This is a genomic window from Achromobacter sp. 18P8.1.1 (genome assembly GCF_057799415.1).
Genome location: NZ_JBYOKH010000045.1, coordinates 1 through 24,960 on the forward strand (window position 1 = coordinate 1; position 24,960 = coordinate 24,960).

A 24,960-nucleotide genomic window follows, 5' to 3' on the forward strand; every position below is an offset into this window, starting at 1 on the left:
GCGTACGGTGGCGGGCCTGGTCGCGGATGCATGGGGCTGGCGCGCAGTGTATGTGGTGTCGGCGGCGCTGGCCGCCTTGCTGGCCTGGGTGCTGGCGCGCCGCTTGCCGCACCGGCGTCTGCCGGTGGCCGACCTGTCGTACTGGGCATTGCTGCGTTCCCTGTACGCCTTGATGGCGCGCGAACCCGTGCTGCGGGTGCGCGGCATGATCGCGTTGCTGATGTTCGCGGCGATCAGCGCCTTCTGGACGGCGCTGGTGTTGCCGCTGTCAGCGCCGCCGTATTCCTTGTCGCACACGGCAATTGGCGCGTTCGGGCTGGTGGGCGTGCTGGGCGTGTTGATGGCGGCGCGCGCCGGCCGGTGGGCGGACAGCGGGCTGGAGCAGCGCACCACCGCCGCGGGCCTGCTGCTGCTCTGCCTGGCCTGGGCGCCCATCGCCTTGCTGGAGCACAGCCTGTGGGCGCTGGCACTGGGCGTATTGATCCTGGATGTGGCGTTGCAGGCGCTGCACGTGACCAATCAGACGATGGTCTTCAGCATCAGCGCGCAGGCGCATAGCCGCCTGGTGGGCGCGTACATGATGTTCTACGCCGTGGGCAGCGGGTTGGGGGCTATCGCGTCAACGGCCGTGTATGCGCGTTGGGGATGGTCTGGCGTCTGTGTGCTGGGCGCCGGCATCAGCCTGGCGGCGTTGCTGTTCTGGGCGGCGACGCTGCCGAGGAAGGCGGCTGCGCACGCGGCCCGGTGCTGAACCCGTTGCTGAGTCCGGCACCCGTTGGTGCCGGCATGCCGATCAGTGGTGTTCCAGCGTGTGGGCGATGGCCGCGACCTGAGAAGCGAACGCCGCCGCGCCTCGGTCGCGCGGGCGGGGCAGGGCGATGTCGTAGCTGCCCACGACGTTGGCGGGATGCCCGCCCAGCACGACGACCTTATCGGCCAGGAACACCGCTTCTTCGATATCGTGCGTGACGAACAGCACGGCGGCGCCGGACGCCTGCCAGACGCGGATCAGTTCCTGCTGCAGGTTGCGGCGGGTAATGGCGTCGACCGCGCTGAAGGGTTCGTCCATCAGCAGCAGGTCCGGCTTGACGGCCAGGGCGCGGGCAATGCCCACCCGCTGCGCCTGCCCACCGGACAACTGGTGGGGCCAGCGGCGGCCGTAGTCACCCATGCCTGTCAGCTGCAGCGCGGCATCGATGCGTTGCGTCTTTTCCACGCGATCCAGCCCCAGGCCTTCCAGGCCGTAGCCGACGTTGCCGCCGACCGTGCGCCAAGGCATCAGGCGGCTGTCCTGGAACACGACGGCGCGCGTGCGGCGTCCCGGGCGCGGCTGCGCCTGGAAACGGACCGCACCGGTCGTGGGTTCCGTCAGGCCCGCGGCGGCGCGCAGCAGGGTGGACTTGCCCACGCCCGACCCGCCGACCACGGCGACGAAGCTGCCCGACTCTATGTTCAGGGACAGCCCCTGGATGACCGGGGCGGCGGCACCCGGATGCTGATAGGACAGCTGGGTGAATTCGATCACGGACGCCATTGCAGCACCTTCCCTTCAACGGCGGAGAACGCCAGGTCGCAGATTGTGTAGACCAGCGAGATGATCAGCATGTAGACGACCACGGCGTCGTAGGCGCCCACGCCGGCGGCGGCGTTCATCTCCTGGCCCATGCCGGGCACGCCAAGCAGTTCGGCGGCGATCAGCGTCATCCAGGCTTGCCCGATGCCGGTGCGCACGCCCGACAGGGCGCCGGGGGCGATGGCTGGCAGCGTCACCGAGAACGCGCGCGCCAGATAACCGCCATGGCCGAACGCGCGGGCCAGTTCGTAGTAGCGCGGGTCCACGTTGCGTACGGCGCTGTAGGTGGCGAAGTAGTTCACCCAGAACACGCCGATCGCGATGACGAAGGCCGCGCCCGCGTGGCTGACCTTGAACCAGGCGATGGCGAACACGACCCACGCCAGCGGCGGGATCGGGCGCAGGATGCGGGCCAGATAGGCTTGGGTCAGGTCGAAGCGCGGCAGCGTGGCCGCGGCCAGGCCCACGCCGAAGCCCAGCGCCGTGCCCAGCGCCAGCCCCCAGAAATAGTGGATCAGGCTGGAGCCGATGGCAGGCAGCAGGCGCCCCGATTGCCATTCCTGGGCCAGCGTGCCGGGCAACGCGAAGGGGTCGGGCAGGGTGCCGCGCGGCGCCCATTCCCAGACCAGCGCGGCTTTCCAGATGCCGATGAACAGGATCAGCCCGGCGATGCCGTAGGCGGCCCGGCGCGCGGCGGCCATCCACGGCGGCGGGCCGCTGCGCCCGGCAGCAGGTGCGGCGAGCGGCGGCGTGGCCGGGCTCATTGCCGGGTTGATTCCCGGGTCAATTGCCTGACTCATGGCTTGGCGGCCTTGTCGTAATAGCGGGTGTCGAACAACTGCTTCACGTCGACCGGGGGCGCTTCGACGGTGCCGAGCGTCGCCTGGAACGTCTGCAGTTCGGCCGTGGCGTCGACGATGGCGTGCGGGTCGGCTACGAACTGGTCATGCGAGCTGCGGATGGCTTTTTCCACCAGGCCGCGGTCCAGCCGGCCGCCGCCCACGTACTTCTGCACGTAGCCTGCGGCTTTGGCCGGATCGTTCTTCAGCAGCGCGGTGGCCGACAGATGCGCGTTCACCAGTTGCTGCACGGTGTCGGGGTGGTCGGCGATCAGCTTCTCGCGCACCAGCAGCACGGCGCCAGGCTGTTTCGGGAACAGCTGCGAACCGCGCGCCACCACGCGGGATTCCGGGGCGCGGGTCAGGACGGTGGTGACGGTGGGTTCCAGGATGGCCGCGCCGTCGATGGCGCCCGTCAGCAGCGATTGCTGGATCTGGGCTTCGCCCTGGTAGATCAGTTCCACGCTGGCGGGATCGGCCTTGATCTGGTTGCGCAGCCAATACTGCAGCGCGGCTTCGGGCACGGCGCCCTTCGGGTAGCTGGCAAGCACGGGCTTGCGGCCATGGTCCTTGGCGAAACGGGCGAATGCCGTGGCCGGGTCGCCGGAGGCGAAGTACGGGGCCAGCGGGCCCAGCGCCACCACATTGACCTGTTCCACGATGTTCGAGGCGACGACCTTGATGTCCGCGCCCTTGGCGCGTGCGACCAGCGCGGGCCCGATGCCGACGTAGGCGGCGTCCAACTGGCCGGCGATCAACGCCTGGGTCAACGCCGGGCCGCTCTGGAATTGCACCAGCTTGGGCGCCGGGGCGCCCTTGGCCTGCAAGTTGCCTTCTTCCAGGCCGATAAACAGCTGGGCATCGGGCAGGATGGGCAGATAGCCGATTTCCAGTGCGGGCGGCGCAGCCAAGACAGGGGAGGACGCGGCGGCAGAGAGCACGGTGACAGCCAAGAGCTTGCGGAGCATGGGAAATCCTGTGAGTCGCGCCTTGATGCGGCTGGCGCTTTGCCTACGGGCAAAGGGTTTTCCGGTGTCCGCCTAATGATTTTAAATATGTTTATTCTTATTCTTTATTCATTATGGTTATATGTTTAATGGTGCCGCGGAACGGGGAATAGCGGCAGACTCATCCCTGAAAACCCAATGAAAAAGACCGCGAAATTGCGGTCTTTTAGTCATGCGGCTGCCGGGCGGTTACGGCTGGATCTCGTAGTCCTTGGAACCGAGCACCACGGCCGCCAGGCCCGGGGCCTGGGTCAGCTTGTGCAGCGCATAGCACTGCACCGTGGCGATCTTGGCCTGATGGAACTCGGGATCTTCCTGCTGATGGTCCAGGCTGACGAGCAGCGCGCGCGCCATCTGCCAGCCGGCCAGCGTGGTGCCCGCCAGCAGCAGGTAGGGCACGGCTGACCCGAACACGGCGTTCGGCGCGCTGGCGGCGTTGGCCAGCACGAAGTCCACCACGTTCGCTAGCGCCAGCCGGGCCTGCCGCAGCGGCTTCAGCACCAGATTGGCGGCAGGTTCGCTGCGCGATTCCAGTTCTGATTCGGTCTGGCGGATGGCTTCCAGCAAGGCCTGAGCCACGGCGCCGCCGTCGCGTAGCGTCTTGCGGCCGACGAGGTCATTGGCCTGGATGGCGGTCGTGCCTTCGTAGATGGTCAGGATGCGGGCGTCGCGGTAGTACTGGGCGGCGCCGGTTTCCTCGATGAAGCCCATGCCGCCGTGCACCTGCACGCCCAGGCTGGCCACGTCGATGGACATCTCGGTGCACCAGCCCTTGACGATGGGCACCAGGAATTCCTGGACGGCCAGATGGCGGCGACGCACGTCGGCGTCGGGGTGGGCGTGCGCCTGGTCGGCATGGCCGGCGGTGACGTAGGCAAGCGCGCGGCCAGCTTCGGTCAAAGCGCGCATGGTGCCCAGCATGCGGCGCACATCGGGGTGCTGGATAATGGCCACGGCCTCGCGCGAGGACCCGTCCACCGGACGGCTCTGCACGCGGTCCGCGGCATAGGCCAGCGCATGCTGGTAGGCGCGGTCGGCGATGGCGATGCCCTGCACGCCTACGGCATAGCGGGCGGCATTCATCATGATGAACATGGCGTCCAGCCCGCGGTTTTCCTGGCCGACCAGATAACCCAGCGCGCCGCCCGCGTCGCCGAACTGCAAGGTGGCGGTGGGGCTGGCCTTGATGCCCAGCTTGTGTTCGATGGACACGCAGGTGACGTCATTGCGCGCGCCCAGCGAGCCGTCTTCGTTCACCAGGAATTTAGGCACCAGGAAGAGTGAGATGCCTTTGACGCCTTCGGGCGCGTCCGGCAGCCGCGCCAACACCAGGTGCAGGATGTTCTCGGTCAGGTCGTGGTCGCCGTAGGTGATGAAGATCTTGGTGCCCGACAGCCGGTAGGTGCCATCGCCCACCGGCTGCGCGCGCGTGCGGATCATCGCCAGGTCGGAACCGGCCTGCGGCTCGGTCAGGTTCATCGTGCCGGTCCATTGACCCGAAATCATGGGGCCGATGAAGCGCTTTTTCAGCTCGGGGGAACCGGCGGTCAGCAACGCTTCGATGGCGCCGTTGGTCAGCAGCGGACACAGCGCGAACGACAGATTGGCGGCGTTCAGCATTTCAGAGCAGGGCGAACCGATCAGGCCGGGCAGTCCCTGGCCGCCGTATTCGACAGGATGCGACATGCCCTGCCAGCCGGCCTCGGTGTATTGGCGGAAGGCCTGCTTGAAACCGGCCGCCGTGGTTACGGCGCCGTCGCGCCAGGCGCTGGGCTCGCGGTCGGCGGGGTGGTTCAGCGGCGCCAGCACCTCGGCGGCGAAATGGGCGGATTCTTCCAGCACCGCCTGGGCGGTGTCGGGCGTGGCCTCCTCGAAACCGGGCAGGGCAGCGACTTGCTGCAATCCGGCCAGATGGTTCAACACGAACAGCATGTCTTTCACGGGGGCTTGGTACGTCATGGCGTCGGAGCTCCTGGATTCAGGGTTGTGCGGGGACGGCGTTCAGCCGGCCTGATCGGGTTTGGAATCCGGTTTGGAATCGGATTTGGAATCGGGGTCGGCCACGTCGATGGCCCGGGTTGCGCCGACGGCGGCGCGCAGTTCGAATTTCTGGATCTTGCCCGTGGAGGTCTTGGGCAGTTCGCCGAAACGCACGGCGCGGGGCACCTTGAAGCCGGGCAGCAGCAGCTTGCAGTGCGCGATGATCTCTTCGGCGGTGGCGGTGCAGCCGGCTTTCAGCTCGACGAAGGCGCACGGCGTTTCCCCCCACTTGGGGTCGGGCATGGCCACCACCGCCACGGCGGCGACGGCAGGGTGGCGGTACAGCGCGTCTTCGACTTCGATGCTGGAGATGTTCTCGCCGCCCGAGATGATGATGTCCTTGCTGCGGTCCTTGATGCGGACGTACCCGTCGGCCGTCATCACGCCCAGGTCGCCGGTATGGAACCAGCCGCCCGCGAAGGCCTCCTCGGTGGCGCGTTCGTTCTTCAGGTAGCCCTTCATGCAGATATTGCCGCGGAACATGATCTCGCCCACGGTCTGTTCATCAGCGGGCACTTCTTCCATCGTGTCGGGGTTGCGTACCGAGATGCCCGCCTGCAGGTGGTAGCGCACGCCTTGGCGCGCGGTGAGCAGGGCGCGGCGCTCGTCGTCCAGCGCGTCCCAGGATTCCTGGCGGGCGCAGACGGCGGCCGGTCCGTAGACTTCCGTCAGGCCGTACACGTGCGTCAATTCGAAGCCGATGTCGCGCATCTTGGCGATGACCGCCGGCGCGGGCGCGGCGCCCGCCACCATGGTGCGCACCGTGTGCATGATGCCGGCGCGCATCTCGGCCGGCGCATTGGCCAGCGCGCTTTGCACGATGGGTGCGCCGCAGTAGTGGGTGACGCCCTCGTCGCGGATCAGGTCGAACACGGTCTTGGGATCGAACTTGCGCAGGCACACGTTCACGCCGGCGCGCGCGGCGACCGTCCACGGGAAGCACCAGCCGTTGCAATGGAACATCGGCAGGGTCCACAGATAGACCGCATGCTTGGGCATGTCCCATTCCAGGATGTTGCTGACCGCGTTCATGTAGGCGCCGCGGTAGTGGTAGACCACGCCCTTGGGGTCGCCGGTGGTGCCGGACGTGTAGTTCAGCGCAATGGCGTCCCATTCGTCGGCGGGCGGCTTCCAGTCGTAGTGGGCGGGGGCGTCGGCCAGGAACGCTTCGTAGTCGGTGGCGCCGGGCAGCGCGGCCGGGGCACTGTCCAGATCGTGCACGGACACGATTTTCAGGTGCGGGAATTCCGCGCGGGCGCGCTGGGCGACGTCGCTGTATTCGGTGTCGACGATCAGCGCGCGGGCCTCGCCGTGGCCCAGCATGAAGAGCACGCTGGGGGTGTCCAGCCGGGTGTTCAGGGTGTTCAGCACCGCGCCCAGCATGGGCACGCCGAAGTGCGCTTCGACCATGGCGGGGATGTTGGGCAGCATCACCGCGACGGTGTCGCCGCGCCGGATGCCGGCATTCGCCAGCGCGTTGGCCAGCCGCTGGGCGCGCTCGTAGGTCTGGGCCCAGGTGCGGCGCACCTTGCCGTGCACCACCGCCAGGCGGTGCCCGTAGACGTCCGCCGCCCGGGCGATGAAATCTACCGGGGTCAAGGCTTCATAGTTGGCGTCGCGGCGCGCCAGGCCGTGGTCGAACATGCTGCTCATGCGTTGTCTCCGAGCGGGGCGCCCAGGCGCCCCTTATCTATTTTCGGGAACCTTGATTCCCGTCGCTTGCGTGAGCTTAGGGCGCGCCGGAAAATACTGTCTGTCGCCTGCATGACAGACCGCCGGTCGACCCTGCAAACTCCAGTTTTACACGGTTCTGCCCATGACCGACGTTTCAAACATTGTTTCCGCCCCGGAACTGTCCCGCCTGTTCCGGGCCTGCGCCTGGTTCGGCGCACTGGACGGCCGCCACCAGGATCTGGTGCTGGCGACCTCGCGCGCCGAACACGTGGCCAGCGGCGCCTGGATCGCGCGGCGCAATGCGCCGTCGGACTATTGGTTGGGCGTGCACGCCGGCTTGCTCAAACTGGCGATCTACAACGAGTCCGGACGCAGTTGCACGTTCTCGGGCGTGCCGCCGGGCGGCTGGTTCGGCGAAGGCAGCGTCATCAAGCGCGAACTGCGCAAATACGATGTGGTGGCGATCCAGCCGTCGGTGGTGATGCTGGTGCCGACCGCGACGTTTCACGCGCTGCTGTCGGCCAGTCTGCCGTTTTCGCACTTTGTCATCGGCCAGTTGAATGACCGGATGGGCGAATTCATCGCGTCCATCCAGAACCACCGTTTGCTGGATGCCGATGCGCGCGTGGCGCAGTCGCTGGCGCAGCTGTTCAATCCGCAGCTGTATCCGTCCACCGATCTGACCCTGGCGATTTCGCAGGAAGAACTGGGGTATCTGACCGGCCTGTCGCGCCAGCGGGTCAACCAGGCGTTGCAGGCGCTGGCCGACCAGGGCATCCTCGCGCTGGCGTACAACCAGATCAAGGTGCTCGGCCTGGACCGCCTGCGGCAATACGGCCTGGATCAGATCTGAGCCGCCTAGCGGGGCGGCTGGGCGCGTAGGGGCTGCAGGGCGCGCGTCAAGGCGGCGCGCGCCAGGATGCGCGTGGAGTCCAGCGTGGGCAATGCGGAATTACCGTCGTTCAGCACCAGCGGAAGCTCGGTGCAGCCCAGCACCACGGCGTCGCAGCCGGCATCGCGCAAGTTGCCGATGATGGCTTGAAGCCGCGCCACCGATTCGGGCTTGAACACGCCGTAAACCAGTTCATCCATGATGATGCGGGCGAGCGCGCTGCGGTCTTCCTGGCCGGGCCGCACATAGTCCAGGCCTTGCGCGCCAAGCTTGTCGGGATAGACATCGCTGTCGACCAGCCAACGCGTGCCCAGGATGCCGATGCGCCGATAGCCGCGCGCCGCGGCCTCGGTGGCGACTTCCTCGGCGATGTGCAGCCAGGGCCGCGGAGACTGCGGCAGCACATGGGCCAGCGCCTGGTGGATGGTGTTGTCCGGGCAGATCAGGAAATCTGCGCCCGCGCGCGCCAGCTTGTCGGCCGACGACAGCATCAGCGCGCCCACGCCGGGCAGGTCACCGCGGTCCAGGCAGACCACGTAGTCGGCCAGCGAATGGGTGTGCAGCGAGATTTCCGGGTGCGCGTGCGGCCCCATGCGTTGCGCGCCTTCCGCGCACAGCGTGCGATAGCACAGCGCCGCGCCCTCGGCCGAGCAGGCGACGATGCCGATGTGTAGCGGTGTGGCGTTCATTCTGAGGACTCCTTGTTCAAGGCGCGCACGTGGCGGGCGATTTGGCGGAAGCTCTCGGCCATCGCCGCCTGCTGCGAGGCGGGTAGTTGCGACAGGAACAGTTCGTCGATGGCGGGCCCGTACACCTTCCACATCTGGAGCCGCAGCGCGCGGCCCTTGGGCGTGAGCCGGGCGTAGGTGGCGCGTCGGTCTTCGTCGGACCGGAAGCGCTCCACCAGGCCCGCGGCTTCGATGCGGTCCATCAGGCGCGTGAGGTTATAGCGCGCGATCACCATGCGTTCGGCCATTTCAAACATGCGCGCCGTGCCATCGGGCGCGCGTTCCAGCGCCCACAACGCGTCGTACCACGCCAGCGGCGGCAGGTCGGCGGCCGACAGCCGCTTTTCGATTTCCTCTACCACCAACGCATGCGCGGTCAGGAAGAGGCTCCACGCGTCGGGCTTGCCCGTGGCCATGCGGTCGATTCCTTTTGATTGAAAGACAGGGATGCAGCCGGCGATTGTAGAAGGCAGGGCCCGGCGTGTCAGGGTAGAAAGAACCTGTGGACAGTGATTTATACCCTTTCCGGTCGAGGTCAAAATTACCTTTCCGAATTCAAGCGTTTGATTTGACGCTGCTTTTTCCTGGCATGGAATTCGCATAAGGGAACGTACCCCACTAACCGCAACACTGGAGGGCGTTCCCATCATGGGTCCGTATCGGAAATTATGGTTCACGTTGATCGCCGTGGTGGCGATCACGTTCGCATTGCTTGGATTCTACGGTGGCGAGGTCTACCGGCAGGCGCCGCCCATCCCCGGCACGGTCGCCACGGCCGACGGCGCGCGCCTGTTCGGCCGCGATGACATCCTGGACGGCCAGACCGCCTGGCAATCCGTGGGGGGCATGCAGCTGGGTTCCGTCTGGGGGCATGGCGCGTACCAGGCGCCGGACTGGACCGCCGATTGGCTGCATCGCGAACTGACGGCCTGGCTGGATCTGGCCGCGCGCGATCAGCACGGCCAAGCCTATGCGCAGTTGGCCCCGCCCGATCAGGCGGCCCTGCGCGAAGCGCTGAAGGCCGAATACCGCGCCAACCGCAGTGATGCCGCGACCGACACGCTGACCGTCAGCCCGCGCCGGGCGCGCGCCATCGCGCAGACCGCCGCCTACTACGACCAGCTGTTTTCCGATGCGCCCGCGCTGCACGGTAGCCGCGAGAGCTTCGCGATGAAAGAAAACACCTTGCCCGACGCCGCGCGCCGGACCCAGCTGACCCGGTTCTTCTTCTGGACCGCGTGGGCGGCGGCGACCGAGCGCGAAGGGAAAACCGTCACCTACACCAACAACTGGCCGCATGAGCCGCTGATCGGCAACCAGCCCAGCGCCGAAAACGTCATGTGGTCCATCATCAGCGTCGTGGTGCTGCTGGCGGGCGTCGGCCTGCTGGTCTGGGCCTGGGCGTTCTTGCGCGGCAAAGAAGAAGACGAGCCGCAGGCGCCTGAACGCGATCCGCTCACCACGTTCGCGTTGACGCCATCGCAGCGCGCCTTGGGCAAGTACCTGTTCCTGGTGGTGGCGTTGTTCGGCTTCCAGGTGCTGCTGGGCGGCTTCACGGCGCACTACACGGTCGAAGGCCAGAAGTTCTACGGCATCGACGTGTCCCAGTGGTTCCCGTATTCGCTGGTGCGCACGTGGCATATCCAGAGCGCCTTGTTCTGGATCGCCACCGGGTTCCTGGCGGCGGGCCTGTTCCTGGCGCCCCTGATCAACGGCGGGCGCGACCCGAAGTTCCAGAAGGCGGGCGTCGACATCTTGTTCTGGGCGCTGGTGCTGGTGGTGGTCGGGTCGTTCACCGGCAACTATCTGGCGATCGCGCAGATCATGCCGCCCGACCTGAATTTCTGGCTTGGCCATCAGGGCTATGAATACGTGGACCTGGGCCGGCTGTGGCAGATCGGCAAATTCGCCGGCATCTGCTTCTGGCTGGCGCTGATGCTGCGCGGCATCGTGCCCGCCTTGCGCAAGCCTGGCGGCGACAAGAACCTGCTGGCGCTGCTGACGGCGTCGGTCGGCGCGATCGGGCTGTTCTACGGCGCGGGCTTTTTCTACGGGGAACGCACGCACCTGACGGTAATGGAGTACTGGCGCTGGTGGATCGTGCACCTGTGGGTCGAGGGCTTCTTCGAAGTGTTCGCGACGACGGCGCTGGCATTCATTTTCTCGACGCTGGGCCTGGTGTCGCGCCGCATGGCGACGACGGCCAGCCTGGCTTCGGCTTCGCTGTTCATGCTGGGCGGCATTCCGGGCACGTTCCATCACCTGTATTTCGCGGGTACCACCACGCCCGTCATGGCCGTGGGCGCCAGCTTCTCGGCGCTTGAGGTGGTGCCGCTGATCGTGCTGGGCCACGAGGCCTGGGAGAACTGGCGCCTGAAGTCGCGCGCGCCCTGGATGGCCGACCTGAAGTGGCCGCTGATGTGCTTCGTGGCCGTGGCGTTCTGGAACATGCTGGGCGCAGGCGTATTCGGCTTCATGATCAACCCGCCGATCTCGCTCTATTACATCCAGGGCCTGAACACCACGCCGGTACACGCGCACGCGGCGCTCTTCGGCGTCTATGGATTCCTGGCGCTGGGATTCACCTTGCTGGTGCTGCGCTACATCCGTCCGCACTACGCGCTAAGCCCCGGCTTGATGAAACTGGCGTTCTGGGGCTTGAACATCGGCCTGGCGCTGATGATCTTCACCAGCCTCTTGCCGATCGGCCTGATCCAGTTCCACGCCAGCGTCAGCGAGGGGCTCTGGTATGCCCGCAGTGAGGCCTTCATGCAGCAGGACCTGCTGAAGACGCTGCGCTGGGGCCGCACGTTCGGCGACGTGGTGTTCCTGCTGGGCGCGCTGGCGATGGTGATGCAGGTGATCCTGGGATTGTTGAGCGCCCGTCCCGCGCTGGCAGAACCGCGCCTGCGGGCCGGGACCGCGCAAGGGTAGGGCAGACGGTCCCGACTTTGCGCCAGCGCAACGTGGCTGCGCGCATCGGCCGGTTCAATGGAGACTTGCCCGCGCCAGGTCGGCGCGGGGCCTCCGGAGCCTTCCATGCGCCTGCTTTGCCTCGCGGTCCTGTCCTTGCTGATGACCGCCTGCGGGCCCGCCGACCGGGCCCGCCTTGCCGTGCCGGAACTGACCCGCCTGCCACCGGGTGAACTGCGCCACGTGCCGCCTGGCGAGGTGCTGCAAAACGGCTATCCCGCAACGCCCGTGCCGCGGCTTGCGCGCTTTCCCCAAGGTTTTTCCATCATGACGCGCCAGGTCAGCCAGGCCGAGTATGCGTCGTGTGTAGCCGCGGGCGCGTGCAAGCCGCTAGATGCGGAACAACGGCGGGCGTCGGCGTCCGACCGGCCGGCGGTGGGCATCAGCTGGGCTGATGCCGACGCCTACGCTGCCTGGCTGTCGGCCGGCACCGGCCAGCGGTTTCGCTTGCCGACCTATGCCGAATGGGCCTATGCGGCGGGCGAAGCGTTCCGCGAAACGGCGGTCGAACCATTTCCCGACCGCGACGATCCCGCGCAGCGCTGGCTGGCGGAATATGCGCAACAGGCAAGCGGACAGGCGGACGGCGAGGTGCGCGGGTTCGGCGCGTACGGCGTCAACGCCAGAGGGGTGAAGGACATGGCAGGCAGCGTGTGGGACTGGACGTCGGATTGCCATGTGCGTCGCGAGTTGACGGCGGCGCTGGACGATCCGCAGGAGACGGCCGGCGAGGGCAATTGCGGCATCCGCGTCGCGGCGGGCCGGCATATCGCCTATCTGCCGGACTTCATCCGCAACCCCAGGAACGGCGCGTGTTCCGTGGGCGTGCCGCCGGCCAATCTGGGCCTGCGCCTGGTGATGGAATCCGGCTAAGGGCTCAGTGCACGGCAGGAACAACGCCCGCGGACGGGCCCGCGCGGCACGACAGGCAGGCGGCGCAATCCACCGGCAACGGGGTATGCCCGCACAGGCGGGCCAGCGCGGCGGGCGAGCGCAGCACGATGCGCATGCGCCCGCCGCCGCCGATGATGCCGCGCTGTTTCCAGTCGCTGAGCAGCCGGCTGACGGTGTGCAGGGTGGTGCCGGTCATCTCGGCGATGTCTTGCCGCGTGATGGGAAAGCCGATGTCGACGCCGTCGCGGGTAGGCAGGCCGGATTGGTCGATCAGCCGCAGTATCGTGCGCGCCACGCGTTGTTCGACGTCGTCGTTGGAGAGTTCCTGGATGCGCTGGTGCGCCTCCTGCAAACGGTGCCCCATCGTGTGCAGGGCGGTGGCGGCCAGCTGCGGATGGCTGGCGGTGAAGGTGGACCAGGCCGCGGCGGGCCAGGCCAGGCACACGCTTTCCTGCACGGCCAGGACCGTGGCGGGATAACAGGCCTGCCCCATGGCGCAGGCCAGCCCGAACATGTCGCCCGGGTTGACGTAGCGCACGATGATCTGCTCGCCCTCTGGCGTGACCTGGACCACTTTCAGGCAACCGTGCAGCAGCACGAAGAAGTGTGCGCCCGGTGCGCCCTGGGCATACGCCACGGCCCCGGCCTCAAGCCGACAGGGCGCGGCGCCTTGCAGCGCGGCGTTCAACTGCGCATCGGACAGCGGCCTGAACAGGTCCAGGTTGCGCAGCAGGGCGTGGCAAAGCGGCGATGGCATGGCGATGGTCCGTTTGAAAGGGCGGAGCAGATTTCCACGCCTTGATGGTGACACCGCGGCCGTGTGACGGCAATGCGCACGCGGGCATTGCCTGGCCGCGAGTTTGCGCTACAGCAAAGAAGGATGCGTGCGCGACGCCTTCAATGGAGTTGCCGACAGACTCGGCGTTGAAGAATCGGAAAGAGGAGTTGCATATGAATGCCTTGCGTCCCACCGTGATCGCCACGGCCTTGTTTTTCACGCTGGCGGCTGGCCTGGCCGATGCCCAGAACGCCGACCAGTTGCCGCGCGCCAAGGTCGCGCTGGTTGCCCCGCCGCTTGTCCATCCGCACGAGCAGGTGGCGCGGTCCGGGCCCAAGGTGATCGAATTCGTCATGACCATCGAAGAAAAGAAAATGGTCATCGACGGCAAGGGCACCACGTTGCAGGCCATGACGTTCAACGGGTCGTTGCCGGGCCCGACGATGGTCGTGCATGAGGGCGATTACGTGGAGGTGACGCTGGTGAATCCCGCCACCAACGCGATGCCGCATAACGTGGACTTCCATGCCGCCACGGGAGCGCTGGGCGGCGCCCAACTGACCAATGTGAACCCGGGCGAACAGGCCACGCTGCGCTTCAAGGCGGACCGCAGCGGCACCTTTGTCTATCACTGTGCGCCGACGGGCATGGTGCCCTGGCACGTGGTGTCGGGCATGAGCGGCACCTTGATGGTGCTGCCGCGCGACGGCCTGAAAGACCCCGACGGCAAGCCGCTGCACTACGACCGCGTCTACACCATAGGCGAGTTCGACCTCTACATCCCCAAGGACGAAAACGGCAAATACAAGGACTACGCGACGCTGGCCGACAGCTACGCGGACACGCTGGAAGTCATGCGCACGCTGACCCCGTCGCACATCGTTTTCAATGGCAAGGTCGGCGCGTTGATGGGCGACAACGCCTTGACGGCCAAGGTGGGCGAGACCGTGATGCTGATCCATTCGCAGGCCAACCGCGACACGCGGCCCCATCTGATCGGGGGGCATGGCGACTGGGTCTGGGAAACCGGCAAATTCGGCAACCCGCCCCAGAAAAACCTGGAAACCTGGTTCATCCGGGGCGGCTCGGCGGGGGCCGCGCTCTACACCTTCAAGCAGCCGGGCGTGTACGCCTACCTGAACCACAACCTGATCGAAGCCTTTGAACTGGGCGCGGCCGGGCACATCAAGGTCGAAGGCAAGTGGAATAACGACCTGATGCAGCAGATCAAGGCGCCGGCGCCGATTCCGCGCTGAGTGGCTTCGACGGGCAAGGGCGCCGCCATGGCGCCCAGCTGTGCGTGAATAGTTGCACTTGCAATTGTTAAAAAACCTCCCTACGATTGCAATTGCACATTATGCAATTGCAATTCACGATGTGAAATGACGGCGCCCGCTATCCCGATCCAGGCGCCGCCCACGCACCCAAAGGAGGACGCCCATGGACACCCCGATCGACCCGATCGACGCCGACCCGCAGGAAACCCAGGAATGGCTGGAAGCCATGCAGGCCGTGCTGGCCCACGAAGGCCTGCCGCGCACGCACTATTTGCTGGATCAACTGATCAACCAGGACCGCGCGGCCAACGGCCGCTACGCGGCGCCGGGCGTCACGCCTTACGTGAATTCCATCGCTGCGGCCGCGCAGGGCGGGTTTCCCGGCGACCTGGGGGTCGAACTGCGCCTGGACGCCTACCTGCGCTGGAATGCCATGGCTATGGTGCTGCGCGCGGGCAAGACCTCAGGCGTGGGCGGCCACATCGCGACCTATGCGTCGGCCACGACGCTGTACGAAACCGGCTTTCGCCATTTCTTCCGGGCGGCCACCCCGGAATTCCTGGGTGACATGCTGTACATCCAGGGCCATTCGGCCCCCGGCATCTACGCGCGCGCCTATCTGGAAGGCCGCATCTCGGAAGCCGAGCTTGACCGCTTCCGCCGCGAGATCGGCGGGGGCGGCCTGGCGTCTTATCCGCACCCGCGCACGATGCCCGGGTTCTGGCAGTTCCCGACGGTGTCGATGGGCCTGGGGCCACTGATGGCCGCCTACCAGGCGCGCTATATGCGCTATCTGGAGGACCGTGAACTGATACCCGTGCAAGGCCGCAAGGTCTGGGGATTCCTGGGCGACGGCGAGCAGGACCAGCCCGAAACGCTGGCCGCCGTGGCGATGGCCGGGCGCGAAAAGCTGGACAACCTGATCTTCGTGGTCAATTGCAACCTGCAGCGGCTGGACGGCCCGGTGCGCGGCAACGCCAAGATCATCCAGGAACTGGAAAGCGTGTACCGCGGCGCTGGCTGGAATGTGATCAAGGTGATCTGGGGCGCCGGCTGGGACGCGCTCTTGGCCCAGGACCACGACGGCCGCCTGCGCCGCCGCATGATGCAGTGCGTGGATGGCGAGTATCAGGTGTTCAAGGCACGTGGCGGCGCCTATGTGCGCGAACACTTTTTCGGCGCGGACCCGGTGCTGCTGGAACGCGTGGCCCATCTGTCGGATGACGAGATCGGCGCGTTGAACCGCGGCGGGCATGACCCGGCCAAGGTCTATGCCGCCTATGCGGCGGCCCTGGCGCATCGCGGCCAGCCCACCGTCATCCTGGCCAAGACCGTCAAGGGCTACGGCATGGGCGCGGCCGGCGAAGCCGCGAACACCAACCACCAACAGAAAAAGATGGCCGACCCGGCCGTGCGCGCGTTCCGCGACCGCTTTGCCATTCCGGTGCCGGACGATCAGCTGGAGCAGATTCCCTACATCAAGCCCGCGCCGGGCAGCGCGGAACAGGCCTACTTCGACGCCGCCATCGCGCGGGCGGGCGGCCATCTGCCTCGCCGTCCCGCTGGGCCCGGCCCGCTGGCCACGCCGGCGCTGGACGCGTTCGCCTCGCACCTGAAGGGCAGTGACGGGCGCGAGTTTTCCACCACGATGGCGTTCGTGCGCGTGCTGGCGCAATTGCTGAAAGACCCGGAGATCGGCCCGCGCGTGGTGCCGATCGTGCCGGACGAATCGCGCACGTTCGGCATGGACGGCATGTTCCGGCAGGTAGGCATCTACTCGCACGTGGGGCAGTTGTACACGCCGCAGGATGCGGACCAGCTCAGCGTCTACCGCGAAGACCGCAAGGGCCAGATCCTGCAGGAAGGCATCAACGAGTCGGGCGCCATGTCGTCGTGGATCGCCGCGGCCACCGCCCATAGCACGCATGGTGTTGCCACCATTCCGTTCTACATCTTCTATTCGATGTTCGGCTTCCAGCGCGTGGGCGACCTGGCCTGGGCGGCGGGCGACATCCGCGCACGCGGCTTCCTGCTGGGCGCGACGTCGGGGCGGACCACGCTGGAAGGCGAAGGCTTGCAGCACGATGACGGCCACAGCCACGTGCTGGCCTCGGTCATTCCGTCGTGCCGTGCCTACGATCCTGCCTACGCCTATGAGATCGCGGTAATCGTGCAGGACGGGATGCGCCGCATGTACCAGGATCAGGAAGACGTCTTCTACTACCTGACGCTGATCAACGAGAAGACCGCGCATCCGGCCATGCCGGCGGGCGCCGAGGCCGGCATCCTGCAGGGCATGTACCGCTTGCGCGAGGCGGCGCCGGGCGCGCTGCGGGTGCAATTGCTGGGCAGCGGCGCGATCTTGCGCGAGACCCTGGCCGCCGCAGATCTGCTGCAACAGGACTTCGGCGTGGCGGCCGACGTCTGGAGCGTGACCAGCTATTCGGAACTGGGGCGCGACGGCCACGAGGCCGAACGCTGGAACCGCCTGCATCCGCTGGAGGACGCGCGCCGCGGCTACGCCGAAACCGCGCTGGCCGGAAGCATCGGGCCGGTCGTGGCGGCCACCGACTACATGAAGACGGTGCCCGAGCAGATCCGGCCGTTCATGGCGGGCCGCCGCTATGTGACCTTGGGCACGGACGGGTTCGGCCGGTCGGATACGCGGCAGGCGCTGCGTTCCTTCTTTGGGGTGGACCGCCATCACATCGCGCTGGCGGCCTTGAAGGCATTGGCGGACGACGGTCTGATTGACCGGGCTAAGGCGGCCGACGCCATCGCCCGCTACGGCATCGATGCGGAAGCGGTTTCCGCCGCCTTGCCGTAGGGGAGCAGGAGGCGCGTCGGGGCTAGACCCGGCGCGCCAGCATGGCCCAGACGCCGGCTGCGGACATCATGGCGCCGCCGCCCAGGTTGAAGCCGCGCTGCGCCCGGGGCGACGCCAGCAGCCGGCTGGCAGAACCCGCGAACACCGCATAGGCGGCGGCGTTGATGCCGGCGCAGGCGACGAACGTGGCCGACAGCATCCACAATTGGCGCGTCACATCGCCCGCCGGGTCGATGAACTGCGGCAGGAAGGCGACGAAGAAAATCATGCCCTTGGGGTTCAACGCCGTCACCAGGTACGTGTTGGCGAACAGCTTCCAGCGCGAGGCCGCGGCGGTGGCCACAGGCAGCGAGGCCGGAGCTACGCCCGCGCGCAGCAGCTTGAAGCCCAGATACAGCAAATACAGCCCGCCGGCGGTCTTGACCACCGTGAACCAGAAGGCAGAGGCCTTCAGCAGGGCACCCAAGCCCAGCAGCGACAGCACGAGGGCGGTGGAGTCGCCCAGCGCTACGGCCAGCACCAGCGGCAGGCGCGCGCGTTTGCCGTACGTCATGGAATAGCTGATGACGGTCAGGATCGTCGGGCCGGGCAACATGACGAGCAGGGCGGATGCCCCCAGAAAGGCCAACCAGGTTTCAAGCGACATGGGACTCGCGCTCCGATGGGGGTAGGGGGGCTGCCGGGCAGCCGTGCCGGTGACTGTAGGCCAATCGCCGCGCTTTGGGAATGCCCTGGCGCCGGGTGGTGTTAAATACGGTTTTCCCGGACAGTGAACGCGTGGCCGCAAGGCTTCTCGCGAAGGAAACACCATGGCATTCGATTTTGATCTGTTTGTGATCGGCGCGGGCTCCGGCGGCGTGCGCGCCGCCCGTTTCGCGGCGGGCTTCGGCGCGCGCGTGGCGGTGGCGGAAAGCCGCTACCTGGGTGGCACCTGCGTCAACGTGGGCTGCGTGCCCAAGAAGCTGCTGGTCTACGGCGCCCACTACAGCGAGGACTTCGAGCAGGCGCACGGTTTTGGCTGGACCGCCGGCAAGCCGTCGTTCGACTGGCCCACCCTGATCGCCAACAAGAACCGCGAGATCGAGCGCCTTAACGGCATTTACCGCAATTTGCTGGTCAATAGCGGCGTGACGCTGCTGGAAGGCCACGCCCGCATCGTCGACCCGCATACGGTCGAGATCAATGGCCAGCGTCACAGCGCCGCCAACATCCTGGTGGCCACCGGTGGCTGGCCGCAGGTGCCGGACATCCCGGGCAAGGAACACGCCATCACCTCGAACGAGGCCTTCTTTCTGAAGGCGCTGCCGCATCGCGTGCTGGTCGTGGGCGGCGGTTACATCGCCGTGGAGTTCGCCTCGATTTTCAACGGCATGGGCGCACAGACCACCCAGGCTTACCGCGGCCCGCTGTTCCTGCGCGGCTTTGACCAGGGCGTGCGCGAACACTTGCGCGACGAGCTGGTGAAAAAAGGTATCGACCTGCGCTTCAACACCGAAGTCACACGCATCGACAAGCAGGCCGACGGCACGCTGGCGGCCACGCTGAAGGACGGTTCCGTCATCGAAACCGATTGCGTGTTCTACGCCACGGGCCGTCGTCCGATGCTGGATAACCTGGGCCTGGAAAATACCGGCGTCAAGCTGAAGAAAGACGGCTTCATCGAGGTGGATGACGAATACCGTACCGCCGAGCCCTCCATCCTGGCGATTGGCGACGTCATCGGCCGCGTGCCGCTGACGCCGGTGGCCCTGGCCGAAGGCATGGCCGTGGCCCGCCGCCTGTTCCGCCCCGAGGAATACCGCAAGGTGGATTACAAGCTGATCCCGACCGCCGTGTTCAGCCTGCCGAACATTGGCACGGTGGGCATGACGACGGAAGAGGCGCGCGAGGCCGGCTACGAGGTCAAGCTCTTCGAAAGCCGTTTCCGGCCCATGAAGCTGACGCTGACCGAGTCGCAGGAAAAAACGCTGATGAAGCTGATCGTGGACGCCAAGACCGACCGCGTGCTGGGTGTGCACATGGTGGGCCCCGACGCGGGCGAAATCGTGCAGGGCATCGCCGTGGCGCTGAAGGCGGGCGCGACCAAGCAGGTGTTCGACGACACCATCGGCATCCACCCCACGGCGGCCGAAGAGTTCGTCACGCTGCGCACCCCGGTCGCGCAATAAGGCGGTACCGGCGGAGCGCTACAGGCGTTCGATCATGGCGCGCGCCGCCGCGGGCGCGCGTTCTTTCGCGCCATTGATGAAGAACGCGTAGACGTCCTGCGGCCGGGCGGCGCCCGAGGGGGCAGGCCCGATGCGGCGCAGGTCCGCCGGGTCGGCCCCGCGCGCCCAGGTGCGCAGGCGCTCGGCCCAGGCATCCAGCACCTTGGGCGCATAACCCGCCTTGAAGGTGGGGCTGGCGCGCATCAGGCGCGCATAGACGAAATCGGCCGTGCGGTCGGCGATGGCCGGGAAGTCTTCGCTATCGGTGTAGACGGTGGCGGCGCGGTGGCGGCGGGCCAATTCCAGGTATTCGTCGCACGCGAAGCTGGCGTGCCGCACGTCAAGCACGTGGCGCAGCTTCAGGCCGTCGACTTTGTCCGGCAACAATTCCAGGAAGGCGCCGAAGTCCTCGGCGTTGAAGGTCTTGGTGGGGGCGAACTGCCAGACCACCGGGCCCAGCTTGGGTCCCAGTTCGGCAATGCCGCTGTTCACGAAGCGCTGGATCGAATCCTTGGCGCCGGCCAATTCGCGGCGGTTGGTCGCGTAGCGCGACGCCTTGAGCGAAAACACGAACCCCTCCGGCGTCTCGTCGCGCCATTTGGCGAAGGTTGCCGGCTTCTGGGTGCTGTAATAGGTGCCGTTGATTTCGATGGCGGTCAACTGGCGGCTGGCGTACTCCAGTTCCCGCGCGTGGGGCAGGCCCTCGGGGTAGAACGGGCCGCGCCAGGGCGCGTAGGTCCAGCCTCCTATGCCAACGCGGATACGGGGGGAACTGCCCACCACGGACGGGTGACGCTGCGGCATGTCCAGGTGCTCCATGCAATCGGACGAACCTGACCACTGTATCGCCGCGCCCATGCCGGCGTAAAGCGTGCGGGCCCGGAACAGGAAGTAACACTGGCGCGGCTGTCGTATTCGCGATACGGCAATCCGACCCTTTGCGAACTTCTGGAGTTTGCCTTCATGCCAGCAAACACCTTGCGTGTTTGCCTACGACAAAAAACTCCTGTTCCGGTACAGTTTTGCGATAACGTGTAGGCCTTCAATCCGACTTCGCCCGGCGCCCGCCGGCTCATCATGCCTGACCTGACTCATCTGCTGACGTTCGCCCTGGTTGCGCTGGGCATGGTGCTTACGCCCGGGCCCAACATGATCTACCTGGTGTCCCGCTCCATTTCCCAAGGCCCCCAAGCGGGTCTGATCTCACTGGGCGGCGTGGCGGTCGGGTTCATCTTCTATGTGCTGTGCGCCGCCTTCGGCATCACCGCCTTGCTGCTGACGGTGCCGCTGGCCTATGACGCGCTGCGCATCGGCGGCGCGCTGTACCTGCTGTACATGGCGTGGCAGGCGATCCGGCCGGGCGGCCGTTCGCCGTTCCAGGTGCGCGAACTGCCCAAGAGCAGCCCGCGTACGCTGTTCACCATGGGCCTGGTGACCAATCTGCTGAATCCCAAGATCGCGGTGATGTACGTGTCGCTGCTGCCGCAATTCATCCAGCCCGACCACGGCAGCGTGTTCACGCAGTCGCTGGCGCTGGGTATGACGCAGGTGGCGGTCAGCCTGTCGGTCAATGCCGTCATCGCCATCATGGCCGGGTCGATCGCCGGCTTCCTGGCGGGCCGTCCGCTGTGGATGGTCGTGCAACGCTGGCTGATGGGAACGGTACTGGCGGGCCTGGCCGTGCGCATGATCATGGATACGCGCCGCTGATGGAACACGATAGCGGCTTTTTCGCGTCGCTGGGCGGCATGCTCGGCGAAGCGCTGCGCGGCATCGTTGCGGGCATCAAGTGGCTGCTGGGCGGGCTGGGCGGCGCCTTGGGCGACTTCTATTCCGGACTGGCCGGCGCGATGGGCATGAGCCCGTCGATCTTCAACTTCGTCCTGCTGGTGCTGGGCCTGATGTTCCTGTGGGCGGCGGTCAAGGCCTTGCTGCGCCGCTCCATCATCGGATTTCTCTTCTGGCTGGTGCTGGCGGTGCTGGTGCTGGGCGGGCTGGTGGATTAGCCGCGGGCGGCCTGGCCGTCAGCGCCGGGCTTTCAACGCGATATCCCGCAGCCGGCCGACCAGCGCCGGGAACCGCTCGGCCCCCGTGTTCCCATATCCGATCACCAGCCCATTGTCTTCCGGGCGGGGCGTGATCGCGAATGAGGACAGCGCGCCGGGGTTCATCCCCAGCTTGCGCGCCTGCTCCACGATCGCCACATCGGAAAACGCCGGCGGCAGCCGCACGGTCAGGTGCAGGCCGCTGTGGCCGCCCAGCACTTCATGATCGATCTCAAGGTGCGCGGCAAGCGCGTCGCGCAGCGCCGCCTGGCGCTCGCGGTACAGCCGCCGCATACGGCCAAGGTGGCGCGAGAACTGGCCGTTGTCGATGAAGGCCGCCATGGTCAGTTGTTCCAGGCGGTGGCCGCCGCGCAGCATTTCGATGACGGACGGCATGGCTTGCGTGGCGATGGTTTCGGGCAGCACCAGGAAACCCAGGCGCAGGGCAGGGAACATGGTCTTGCTGAACGTGCCCACATACAGCACGGGCGCGTCGGGCAGCAGGCCCTGCATGGCGGCGATGGGCTCGCCCTGATGGCGGAATTCGCTGTCGTAGTCGTCTTCGATGATCCACGCACCCGCGCGGCGCGCACGTTCCAGCAGGTCCAGCCGGCGCGCCACCGACAGCACGGCGCCGGTGGGGTATTGGTGCGACGGCGTGGTCTGGATCAGCCGCGGCGGGCGCGTCTGCCACGCGTCTTCGGGAATCACCATGCCGTCGGCGTCCACGCGCATCGCCACGACGTCCAGGTCGCCCGCATGAAAGGCGGACTTGGCGCCTCGGTAGCCGGGGTCTTCCAGCCATGCGGTGTCGCCGGGGTTGGTCAGCAGTTGCACGCACAGCGCCAGCGCGCCCTGCGCGCCTTCGGTGATGACGATGCGCGAGGCCTCGCAGCGCACGCCGCGCGATACGCGCAGGTACTGGGCGATGGCTTCGCGCAGCGCGGGTTCGCCCACCGGATGCCCATACCCCAGCGTGGTGGCCGGGGCGGCCTGCAGCGCGCGGTCCTGCGCGCGGCGCCACGCATTGACCGGGAACTGCGTCAACGCAGGGGTGCCGGGCGTCATCGGCAGGGAACCGTCGTGCAGGTAGCGCGAGGATACGATGCGCGACAGGCGCTTGGCGGTGAAGGAGGATTCGGCGGGCGGCGGCGCGGCCTGCCGGGCGGCGTTGCTGGCGGCGGCCGACAGCGGCGCCACGCGCGTGCCTTGCCGGTCGGCGATGACATAGCCTTCGGCAGTAAGCTGCTCGTAGGCGATCAGGACCGTGTTGCGCGAAATATCCAGGTCCTCGGACAGCGCGCGCGACGATGGCAGTTTGCCGCCGGCGGGCAATTGGCCGGCCAGGATGGCCTGCTTGAGCCGCTGGATCAGCTGGCGCTGGCGAGGCAGCGCCCCGGGGCCGCGCGCCAGCGGGCTGGACAGCAGGGCGGCGTCCGCAGGGTCGCCCAAGGATGGCAGGGGAGTCATGGCCCTATTAAATTCAAGGATCGTGGTGCTTTTTATGATGCCACGATTCCGATATCGTGAGGTCATGCGTGTTGCGTCCGCCACCGCCGGCGACGCGCGCTAACCAGGATGAGGCCCGTAGCATGCAACCCCGCGTCAACGCATTCCAACAACCCATTGGCCCTGATGTTCCCGGCTGGACCCCGCGCGCGCGTCCGCCCCTGACTCCGGCCGTTGGCCGTTACTGCCGGTTGGAACCCCTGTCCGCCGAGCGCCACGCGGCGGACCTTTATCAGGCCTTCAGCCAGGCGCCGGACGATAGCGACTGGACCTACATGGGCGTCGGCCCTTTTGCTGACGAGGCCGCCTACCGGACGTTCGCCGAGGCCGCGCAGGCAGGCAGCGACCCTTTGCATCACGCCATCATCGATCTGGAAACGGGCCGCGCCATCGGCACGCTGGCGCTGATGCGGATCGACCCGCCCAACGGCGTGATCGAAGTGGGCTTCGTGTCGTTCTCGCGCCAGCTCAAGCGCACCCGCATCGCGACCGAGGCGCAGTTCCTGCTGATGCGCCGCGCTTTCGACGAACTGGGATATCGCCGCTATGAATGGAAGTGCGACAGCCTGAACGCGCCGTCGCGCCAGGCCGCCGCCCGGCTGGGATTCCAATTCGAGGGCATCTTCCGCCAGGCGACGGTCTACAAGGGCCGCAGCCGTGATACGGCATGGTTCTCGATCATCGACAGCGAGTGGCCGGCGCTGCGCGCTGGCTACGAGCGCTGGCTGGACCCCGAGAATTTCGACGCCGAAGGCAACCAGCGCAAGGGCCTGGCCGAACTGACCGCCCAGGAAAAGGCCGCGTGCGCCTGATCCCGATAGCGCTTGCGCTGTTCTGGGGGCTGAACTGGCCGGCGGTGAAGATCATTCTGTCGATCTTCCCGCCGTTCACGCTGCGTGTCATGGGCCTGGGCAGCGGTGCGGTGCTGCTGTTGCTGCTGGCGCTGGCCAAGCGCGTGGCCCTGTTGCCTCCGCGTGCGTCGTGGCCCGGCATCATCGTGGGCGGCTTGTTGGCCGTGGCGGTGTTCAACCTGGCGGTGGCGTGGGCGCAGCTCAGCACCAGCACCTCGCGCGCTGCGGTGTTGACCTTCACCATGCCCATGATGTCGGCCGTGCTGGCCTGGGCCGTGCTGGGTGAACGCCCCGACCGGCGCCGGGCCGTGGCGCTGGCGCTAGGCGCGCTGGGCGTGGCGATCCTGGCCTGGCCGGTGTTGCATGCCGTCTTCGTCGACCACGACATCGCCGCGACCAAAGGCCTGGCCTTTCCGCTGATCGCCGCTTTCGGTTGGGCCGCCGGCACGGTCTATCTGAAGCGGTGGCCCGTGGCGGGCAACCGTATCGTGGTGACGGCCTGGCAACTGGTGGTGGGCGCGGCTTGCGCCTTGACGGGCATGCTGATCGCGGGCGAGTCGTTTCCCACGCAGGGCTGGAATGTGCGGGTGGCCGGCGCGCTGGCGTTTCACATCATCCTGGGCACGGCGGTGGCGTATTGGCTGTGGTTCGTGCTGAGCGAAAAGGTCAGCGCCACCGTCGCGGCATTGACGACACTGATGGTGCCCGTGGTCGGGGTGCTGGGCGCGATGGCGCTGGTGGGCGACCGGCCGGGCGCGGCAGACTGGCTGGGCTTCGCCTTCGTGCTGGCCGGGGCGGCCCTGATCGTACTGAACTTGGGCAAGGCGCGGGGGTGACGCCGGCGGC

At 67.1% G+C, this 24,960-nt stretch carries 22 protein-coding genes; 11 read left to right on the forward strand and 11 right to left on the reverse strand.

The features are described 5' to 3' along the window. The coding region (locus AC27VE_RS23445) for an MFS transporter (RefSeq protein WP_488705114.1) at positions 1-751 on the forward strand (751 nt) is incomplete at its 5' end. Between the two features lie 42 nt (positions 752-793). Here the strand turns inward: AC27VE_RS23445 and AC27VE_RS23450 are convergent. The 5 genes from AC27VE_RS23450 to AC27VE_RS23470 all read right to left on the reverse strand — a co-directional run bounded on the left by AC27VE_RS23450 (position 794) and on the right by AC27VE_RS23470 (position 7,112). Then, the gene (locus tag AC27VE_RS23450) at positions 794-1,534 is read right to left on the reverse strand and encodes an ABC transporter ATP-binding protein (RefSeq protein WP_488705115.1); all 741 of its coding nucleotides are present in this window, start codon (positions 1,532-1,534) and stop codon (positions 794-796) included. Continuing rightward, positions 1,522-2,274: an ABC transporter permease gene (locus AC27VE_RS23455; RefSeq protein ID WP_088590477.1), complete on the reverse strand. Its 753-nt coding sequence runs from the start codon at positions 2,272-2,274 to the stop codon at positions 1,522-1,524. Before AC27VE_RS23455 ends, AC27VE_RS23450 begins: the two co-directional genes overlap by 13 nt. Before the next feature lie 95 nt (positions 2,275-2,369). Further along, positions 2,370-3,380, reverse strand: coding sequence for an ABC transporter substrate-binding protein (locus AC27VE_RS23460; RefSeq protein WP_454676560.1), 1,011 nt, complete (start codon positions 3,378-3,380; stop codon positions 2,370-2,372). 228 nt (positions 3,381-3,608) lie between these two features. Then, on the reverse strand, positions 3,609-5,378 hold the full coding sequence (locus AC27VE_RS23465) for an acyl-CoA dehydrogenase (RefSeq protein ID WP_088590445.1): 1,770 nt from the start codon (positions 5,376-5,378) through the stop codon (positions 3,609-3,611). A 42-nt stretch (positions 5,379-5,420) separates the two neighbouring features. After that, a complete protein-coding gene (locus tag AC27VE_RS23470) occupies positions 5,421-7,112 on the reverse strand; it encodes an acyl-CoA synthetase (protein ID WP_488705116.1) in 1,692 nt (563 codons plus the stop codon). Between the two features lie 163 nt (positions 7,113-7,275). On the opposite strand from AC27VE_RS23470, the gene AC27VE_RS23475 reads away from it, so the two are divergent. After that, the gene (locus AC27VE_RS23475) at positions 7,276-7,986 is read left to right on the forward strand and encodes a Crp/Fnr family transcriptional regulator (protein WP_488705117.1); all 711 of its coding nucleotides are present in this window, start codon (positions 7,276-7,278) and stop codon (positions 7,984-7,986) included. 5 nt (positions 7,987-7,991) lie between these two features. On the opposite strand, the gene AC27VE_RS23480 is transcribed toward AC27VE_RS23475, so the two are convergent. Together AC27VE_RS23480 and AC27VE_RS23485 are read right to left on the reverse strand one after the other, a co-directional pair. After that, positions 7,992-8,714 carry an aspartate/glutamate racemase family protein gene (locus AC27VE_RS23480; protein ID WP_488705118.1) on the reverse strand — a complete coding sequence of 241 codons (723 nt, stop codon included), beginning with the start codon at positions 8,712-8,714 and terminating at the stop codon, positions 7,992-7,994. Beyond that, positions 8,711-9,169 (reverse strand): MarR family winged helix-turn-helix transcriptional regulator, encoded by a 459-nt coding sequence (locus AC27VE_RS23485; protein WP_006226879.1) that lies wholly within the window; start codon positions 9,167-9,169, stop codon positions 8,711-8,713. Before AC27VE_RS23485 ends, AC27VE_RS23480 begins: the two co-directional genes overlap by 4 nt. 232 nt (positions 9,170-9,401) lie before the next feature. Between AC27VE_RS23485 and AC27VE_RS23490 the strand changes: the two genes are divergently transcribed. Next, entirely contained in the window at positions 9,402-11,687 is a 2,286-nt protein-coding gene (locus AC27VE_RS23490; RefSeq protein ID WP_488705119.1) for a nitric-oxide reductase large subunit, read from the forward strand. 105 nt (positions 11,688-11,792) lie between these two features. Next, the gene (locus AC27VE_RS23495; protein ID WP_488705120.1) at positions 11,793-12,599 is read left to right on the forward strand and encodes a formylglycine-generating enzyme family protein; all 807 of its coding nucleotides are present in this window, start codon (positions 11,793-11,795) and stop codon (positions 12,597-12,599) included. Between the two features lie 4 nt (positions 12,600-12,603). Here AC27VE_RS23495 and AC27VE_RS23500 read toward each other — a convergent pair whose 3' ends face one another. Continuing rightward, positions 12,604-13,377: a Crp/Fnr family transcriptional regulator gene (locus tag AC27VE_RS23500; RefSeq protein WP_488705121.1), complete on the reverse strand. Its 774-nt coding sequence runs from the start codon at positions 13,375-13,377 to the stop codon at positions 12,604-12,606. Positions 13,378-13,571: 194 nt separating this feature from the next. On the opposite strand from AC27VE_RS23500, the gene nirK reads away from it, so the two are divergent. Together nirK and aceE are read left to right on the forward strand one after the other, a co-directional pair. Then, positions 13,572-14,654, forward strand: coding sequence for a copper-containing nitrite reductase (nirK, locus tag AC27VE_RS23505; protein WP_488705122.1), 1,083 nt, complete (start codon positions 13,572-13,574; stop codon positions 14,652-14,654). Between the two features lie 184 nt (positions 14,655-14,838). Next, positions 14,839-17,502 carry a pyruvate dehydrogenase (acetyl-transferring), homodimeric type gene (gene aceE, locus AC27VE_RS23510; RefSeq protein ID WP_488705123.1) on the forward strand — a complete coding sequence of 888 codons (2,664 nt, stop codon included), beginning with the start codon at positions 14,839-14,841 and terminating at the stop codon, positions 17,500-17,502. A 22-nt stretch (positions 17,503-17,524) separates the two neighbouring features. Here aceE and AC27VE_RS23515 read toward each other — a convergent pair whose 3' ends face one another. Further along, on the reverse strand, positions 17,525-18,148 hold the full coding sequence (locus tag AC27VE_RS23515; RefSeq protein WP_488705124.1) for a LysE family translocator: 624 nt from the start codon (positions 18,146-18,148) through the stop codon (positions 17,525-17,527). A 163-nt stretch (positions 18,149-18,311) separates the two neighbouring features. On the opposite strand from AC27VE_RS23515, the gene gorA reads away from it, so the two are divergent. After that, complete coding sequence (gene gorA, locus AC27VE_RS23520; protein WP_488705125.1) at positions 18,312-19,670, forward strand: glutathione-disulfide reductase; 1,359 nt, start codon at positions 18,312-18,314, stop codon at positions 19,668-19,670. An 18-nt stretch (positions 19,671-19,688) separates the two neighbouring features. On the opposite strand, the gene AC27VE_RS23525 is transcribed toward gorA, so the two are convergent. Further along, positions 19,689-20,513, reverse strand: coding sequence for a DUF72 domain-containing protein (locus AC27VE_RS23525; protein ID WP_488705126.1), 825 nt, complete (start codon positions 20,511-20,513; stop codon positions 19,689-19,691). Between the two features lie 273 nt (positions 20,514-20,786). Here AC27VE_RS23525 and AC27VE_RS23530 point away from each other — a divergent pair, with 273 nt between their 5' ends. Together AC27VE_RS23530 and AC27VE_RS23535 are read left to right on the forward strand one after the other, a co-directional pair. Beyond that, positions 20,787-21,419 (forward strand): LysE family translocator, encoded by a 633-nt coding sequence (locus AC27VE_RS23530; RefSeq protein WP_006226869.1) that lies wholly within the window; start codon positions 20,787-20,789, stop codon positions 21,417-21,419. Further along, complete coding sequence (locus AC27VE_RS23535; protein WP_006226868.1) at positions 21,419-21,715, forward strand: hypothetical protein; 297 nt, start codon at positions 21,419-21,421, stop codon at positions 21,713-21,715. The genes AC27VE_RS23530 and AC27VE_RS23535 overlap by 1 nt, the downstream gene beginning before the upstream one ends. Positions 21,716-21,733: 18 nt before the next feature. Here AC27VE_RS23535 and pdxR read toward each other — a convergent pair whose 3' ends face one another. Further along, positions 21,734-23,224, reverse strand: coding sequence for a MocR-like pyridoxine biosynthesis transcription factor PdxR (gene pdxR / locus AC27VE_RS23540; RefSeq protein WP_424625827.1), 1,491 nt, complete (start codon positions 23,222-23,224; stop codon positions 21,734-21,736). 122 nt (positions 23,225-23,346) lie between these two features. On the opposite strand from pdxR, the gene AC27VE_RS23545 reads away from it, so the two are divergent. Both AC27VE_RS23545 and AC27VE_RS23550 read left to right on the forward strand, forming a co-directional pair. Then, positions 23,347-24,075, forward strand: a complete 729-nt coding sequence (locus AC27VE_RS23545; protein WP_488705127.1) for a GNAT family N-acetyltransferase — start codon at positions 23,347-23,349, stop codon at positions 24,073-24,075. Further along, positions 24,066-24,950, forward strand: coding sequence for a DMT family transporter (locus tag AC27VE_RS23550; protein WP_315140816.1), 885 nt, complete (start codon positions 24,066-24,068; stop codon positions 24,948-24,950). The genes AC27VE_RS23545 and AC27VE_RS23550 overlap by 10 nt, the downstream gene beginning before the upstream one ends. Positions 24,951-24,960 lie beyond the last annotated feature (10 nt).

What these genes read in the sequence shown, in the direction of transcription:
- AC27VE_RS23460 (WP_454676560.1), bottom strand. Translation starts at nt 3,380, where the DNA reads ATGCTCCGCAAGCTCTTGGCTGTCACCGTGCTCTCTGCCGCCGCGTCC.
- AC27VE_RS23470 (WP_488705116.1), bottom strand. Translation starts at nt 7,112, where the DNA reads ATGAGCAGCATGTTCGACCACGGCCTGGCGCGCCGCGACGCCAACTAT.
- AC27VE_RS23515 (WP_488705124.1), bottom strand. Translation starts at nt 18,148, where the DNA reads ATGTCGCTTGAAACCTGGTTGGCCTTTCTGGGGGCATCCGCCCTGCTC.
- AC27VE_RS23455 (WP_088590477.1), bottom strand. Translation starts at nt 2,274, where the DNA reads ATGGCCGCCGCGCGCCGGGCCGCCTACGGCATCGCCGGGCTGATCCTG.
- AC27VE_RS23525 (WP_488705126.1), bottom strand. Translation starts at nt 20,513, where the DNA reads ATGCCGCAGCGTCACCCGTCCGTGGTGGGCAGTTCCCCCCGTATCCGC.
- pdxR (WP_424625827.1), bottom strand. Translation starts at nt 23,224, where the DNA reads ATGACTCCCCTGCCATCCTTGGGCGACCCTGCGGACGCCGCCCTGCTG.
- AC27VE_RS23545 (WP_488705127.1), top strand. Translation starts at nt 23,347, where the DNA reads ATGCAACCCCGCGTCAACGCATTCCAACAACCCATTGGCCCTGATGTT.
- nirK (WP_488705122.1), top strand. Translation starts at nt 13,572, where the DNA reads ATGAATGCCTTGCGTCCCACCGTGATCGCCACGGCCTTGTTTTTCACG.
- AC27VE_RS23495 (WP_488705120.1), top strand. Translation starts at nt 11,793, where the DNA reads ATGCGCCTGCTTTGCCTCGCGGTCCTGTCCTTGCTGATGACCGCCTGC.
- AC27VE_RS23500 (WP_488705121.1), bottom strand. Translation starts at nt 13,377, where the DNA reads ATGCCATCGCCGCTTTGCCACGCCCTGCTGCGCAACCTGGACCTGTTC.
- gorA (WP_488705125.1), top strand. Translation starts at nt 18,312, where the DNA reads ATGGCATTCGATTTTGATCTGTTTGTGATCGGCGCGGGCTCCGGCGGC.
- AC27VE_RS23465 (WP_088590445.1), bottom strand. Translation starts at nt 5,378, where the DNA reads ATGACGTACCAAGCCCCCGTGAAAGACATGCTGTTCGTGTTGAACCAT.
- AC27VE_RS23450 (WP_488705115.1), bottom strand. Translation starts at nt 1,534, where the DNA reads ATGGCGTCCGTGATCGAATTCACCCAGCTGTCCTATCAGCATCCGGGT.
- AC27VE_RS23485 (WP_006226879.1), bottom strand. Translation starts at nt 9,169, where the DNA reads ATGGCCACGGGCAAGCCCGACGCGTGGAGCCTCTTCCTGACCGCGCAT.
- AC27VE_RS23535 (WP_006226868.1), top strand. Translation starts at nt 21,419, where the DNA reads ATGGAACACGATAGCGGCTTTTTCGCGTCGCTGGGCGGCATGCTCGGC.
- AC27VE_RS23490 (WP_488705119.1), top strand. Translation starts at nt 9,402, where the DNA reads ATGGGTCCGTATCGGAAATTATGGTTCACGTTGATCGCCGTGGTGGCG.
- AC27VE_RS23530 (WP_006226869.1), top strand. Translation starts at nt 20,787, where the DNA reads ATGCCTGACCTGACTCATCTGCTGACGTTCGCCCTGGTTGCGCTGGGC.
- AC27VE_RS23480 (WP_488705118.1), bottom strand. Translation starts at nt 8,714, where the DNA reads ATGAACGCCACACCGCTACACATCGGCATCGTCGCCTGCTCGGCCGAG.
- aceE (WP_488705123.1), top strand. Translation starts at nt 14,839, where the DNA reads ATGGACACCCCGATCGACCCGATCGACGCCGACCCGCAGGAAACCCAG.
- AC27VE_RS23475 (WP_488705117.1), top strand. Translation starts at nt 7,276, where the DNA reads ATGACCGACGTTTCAAACATTGTTTCCGCCCCGGAACTGTCCCGCCTG.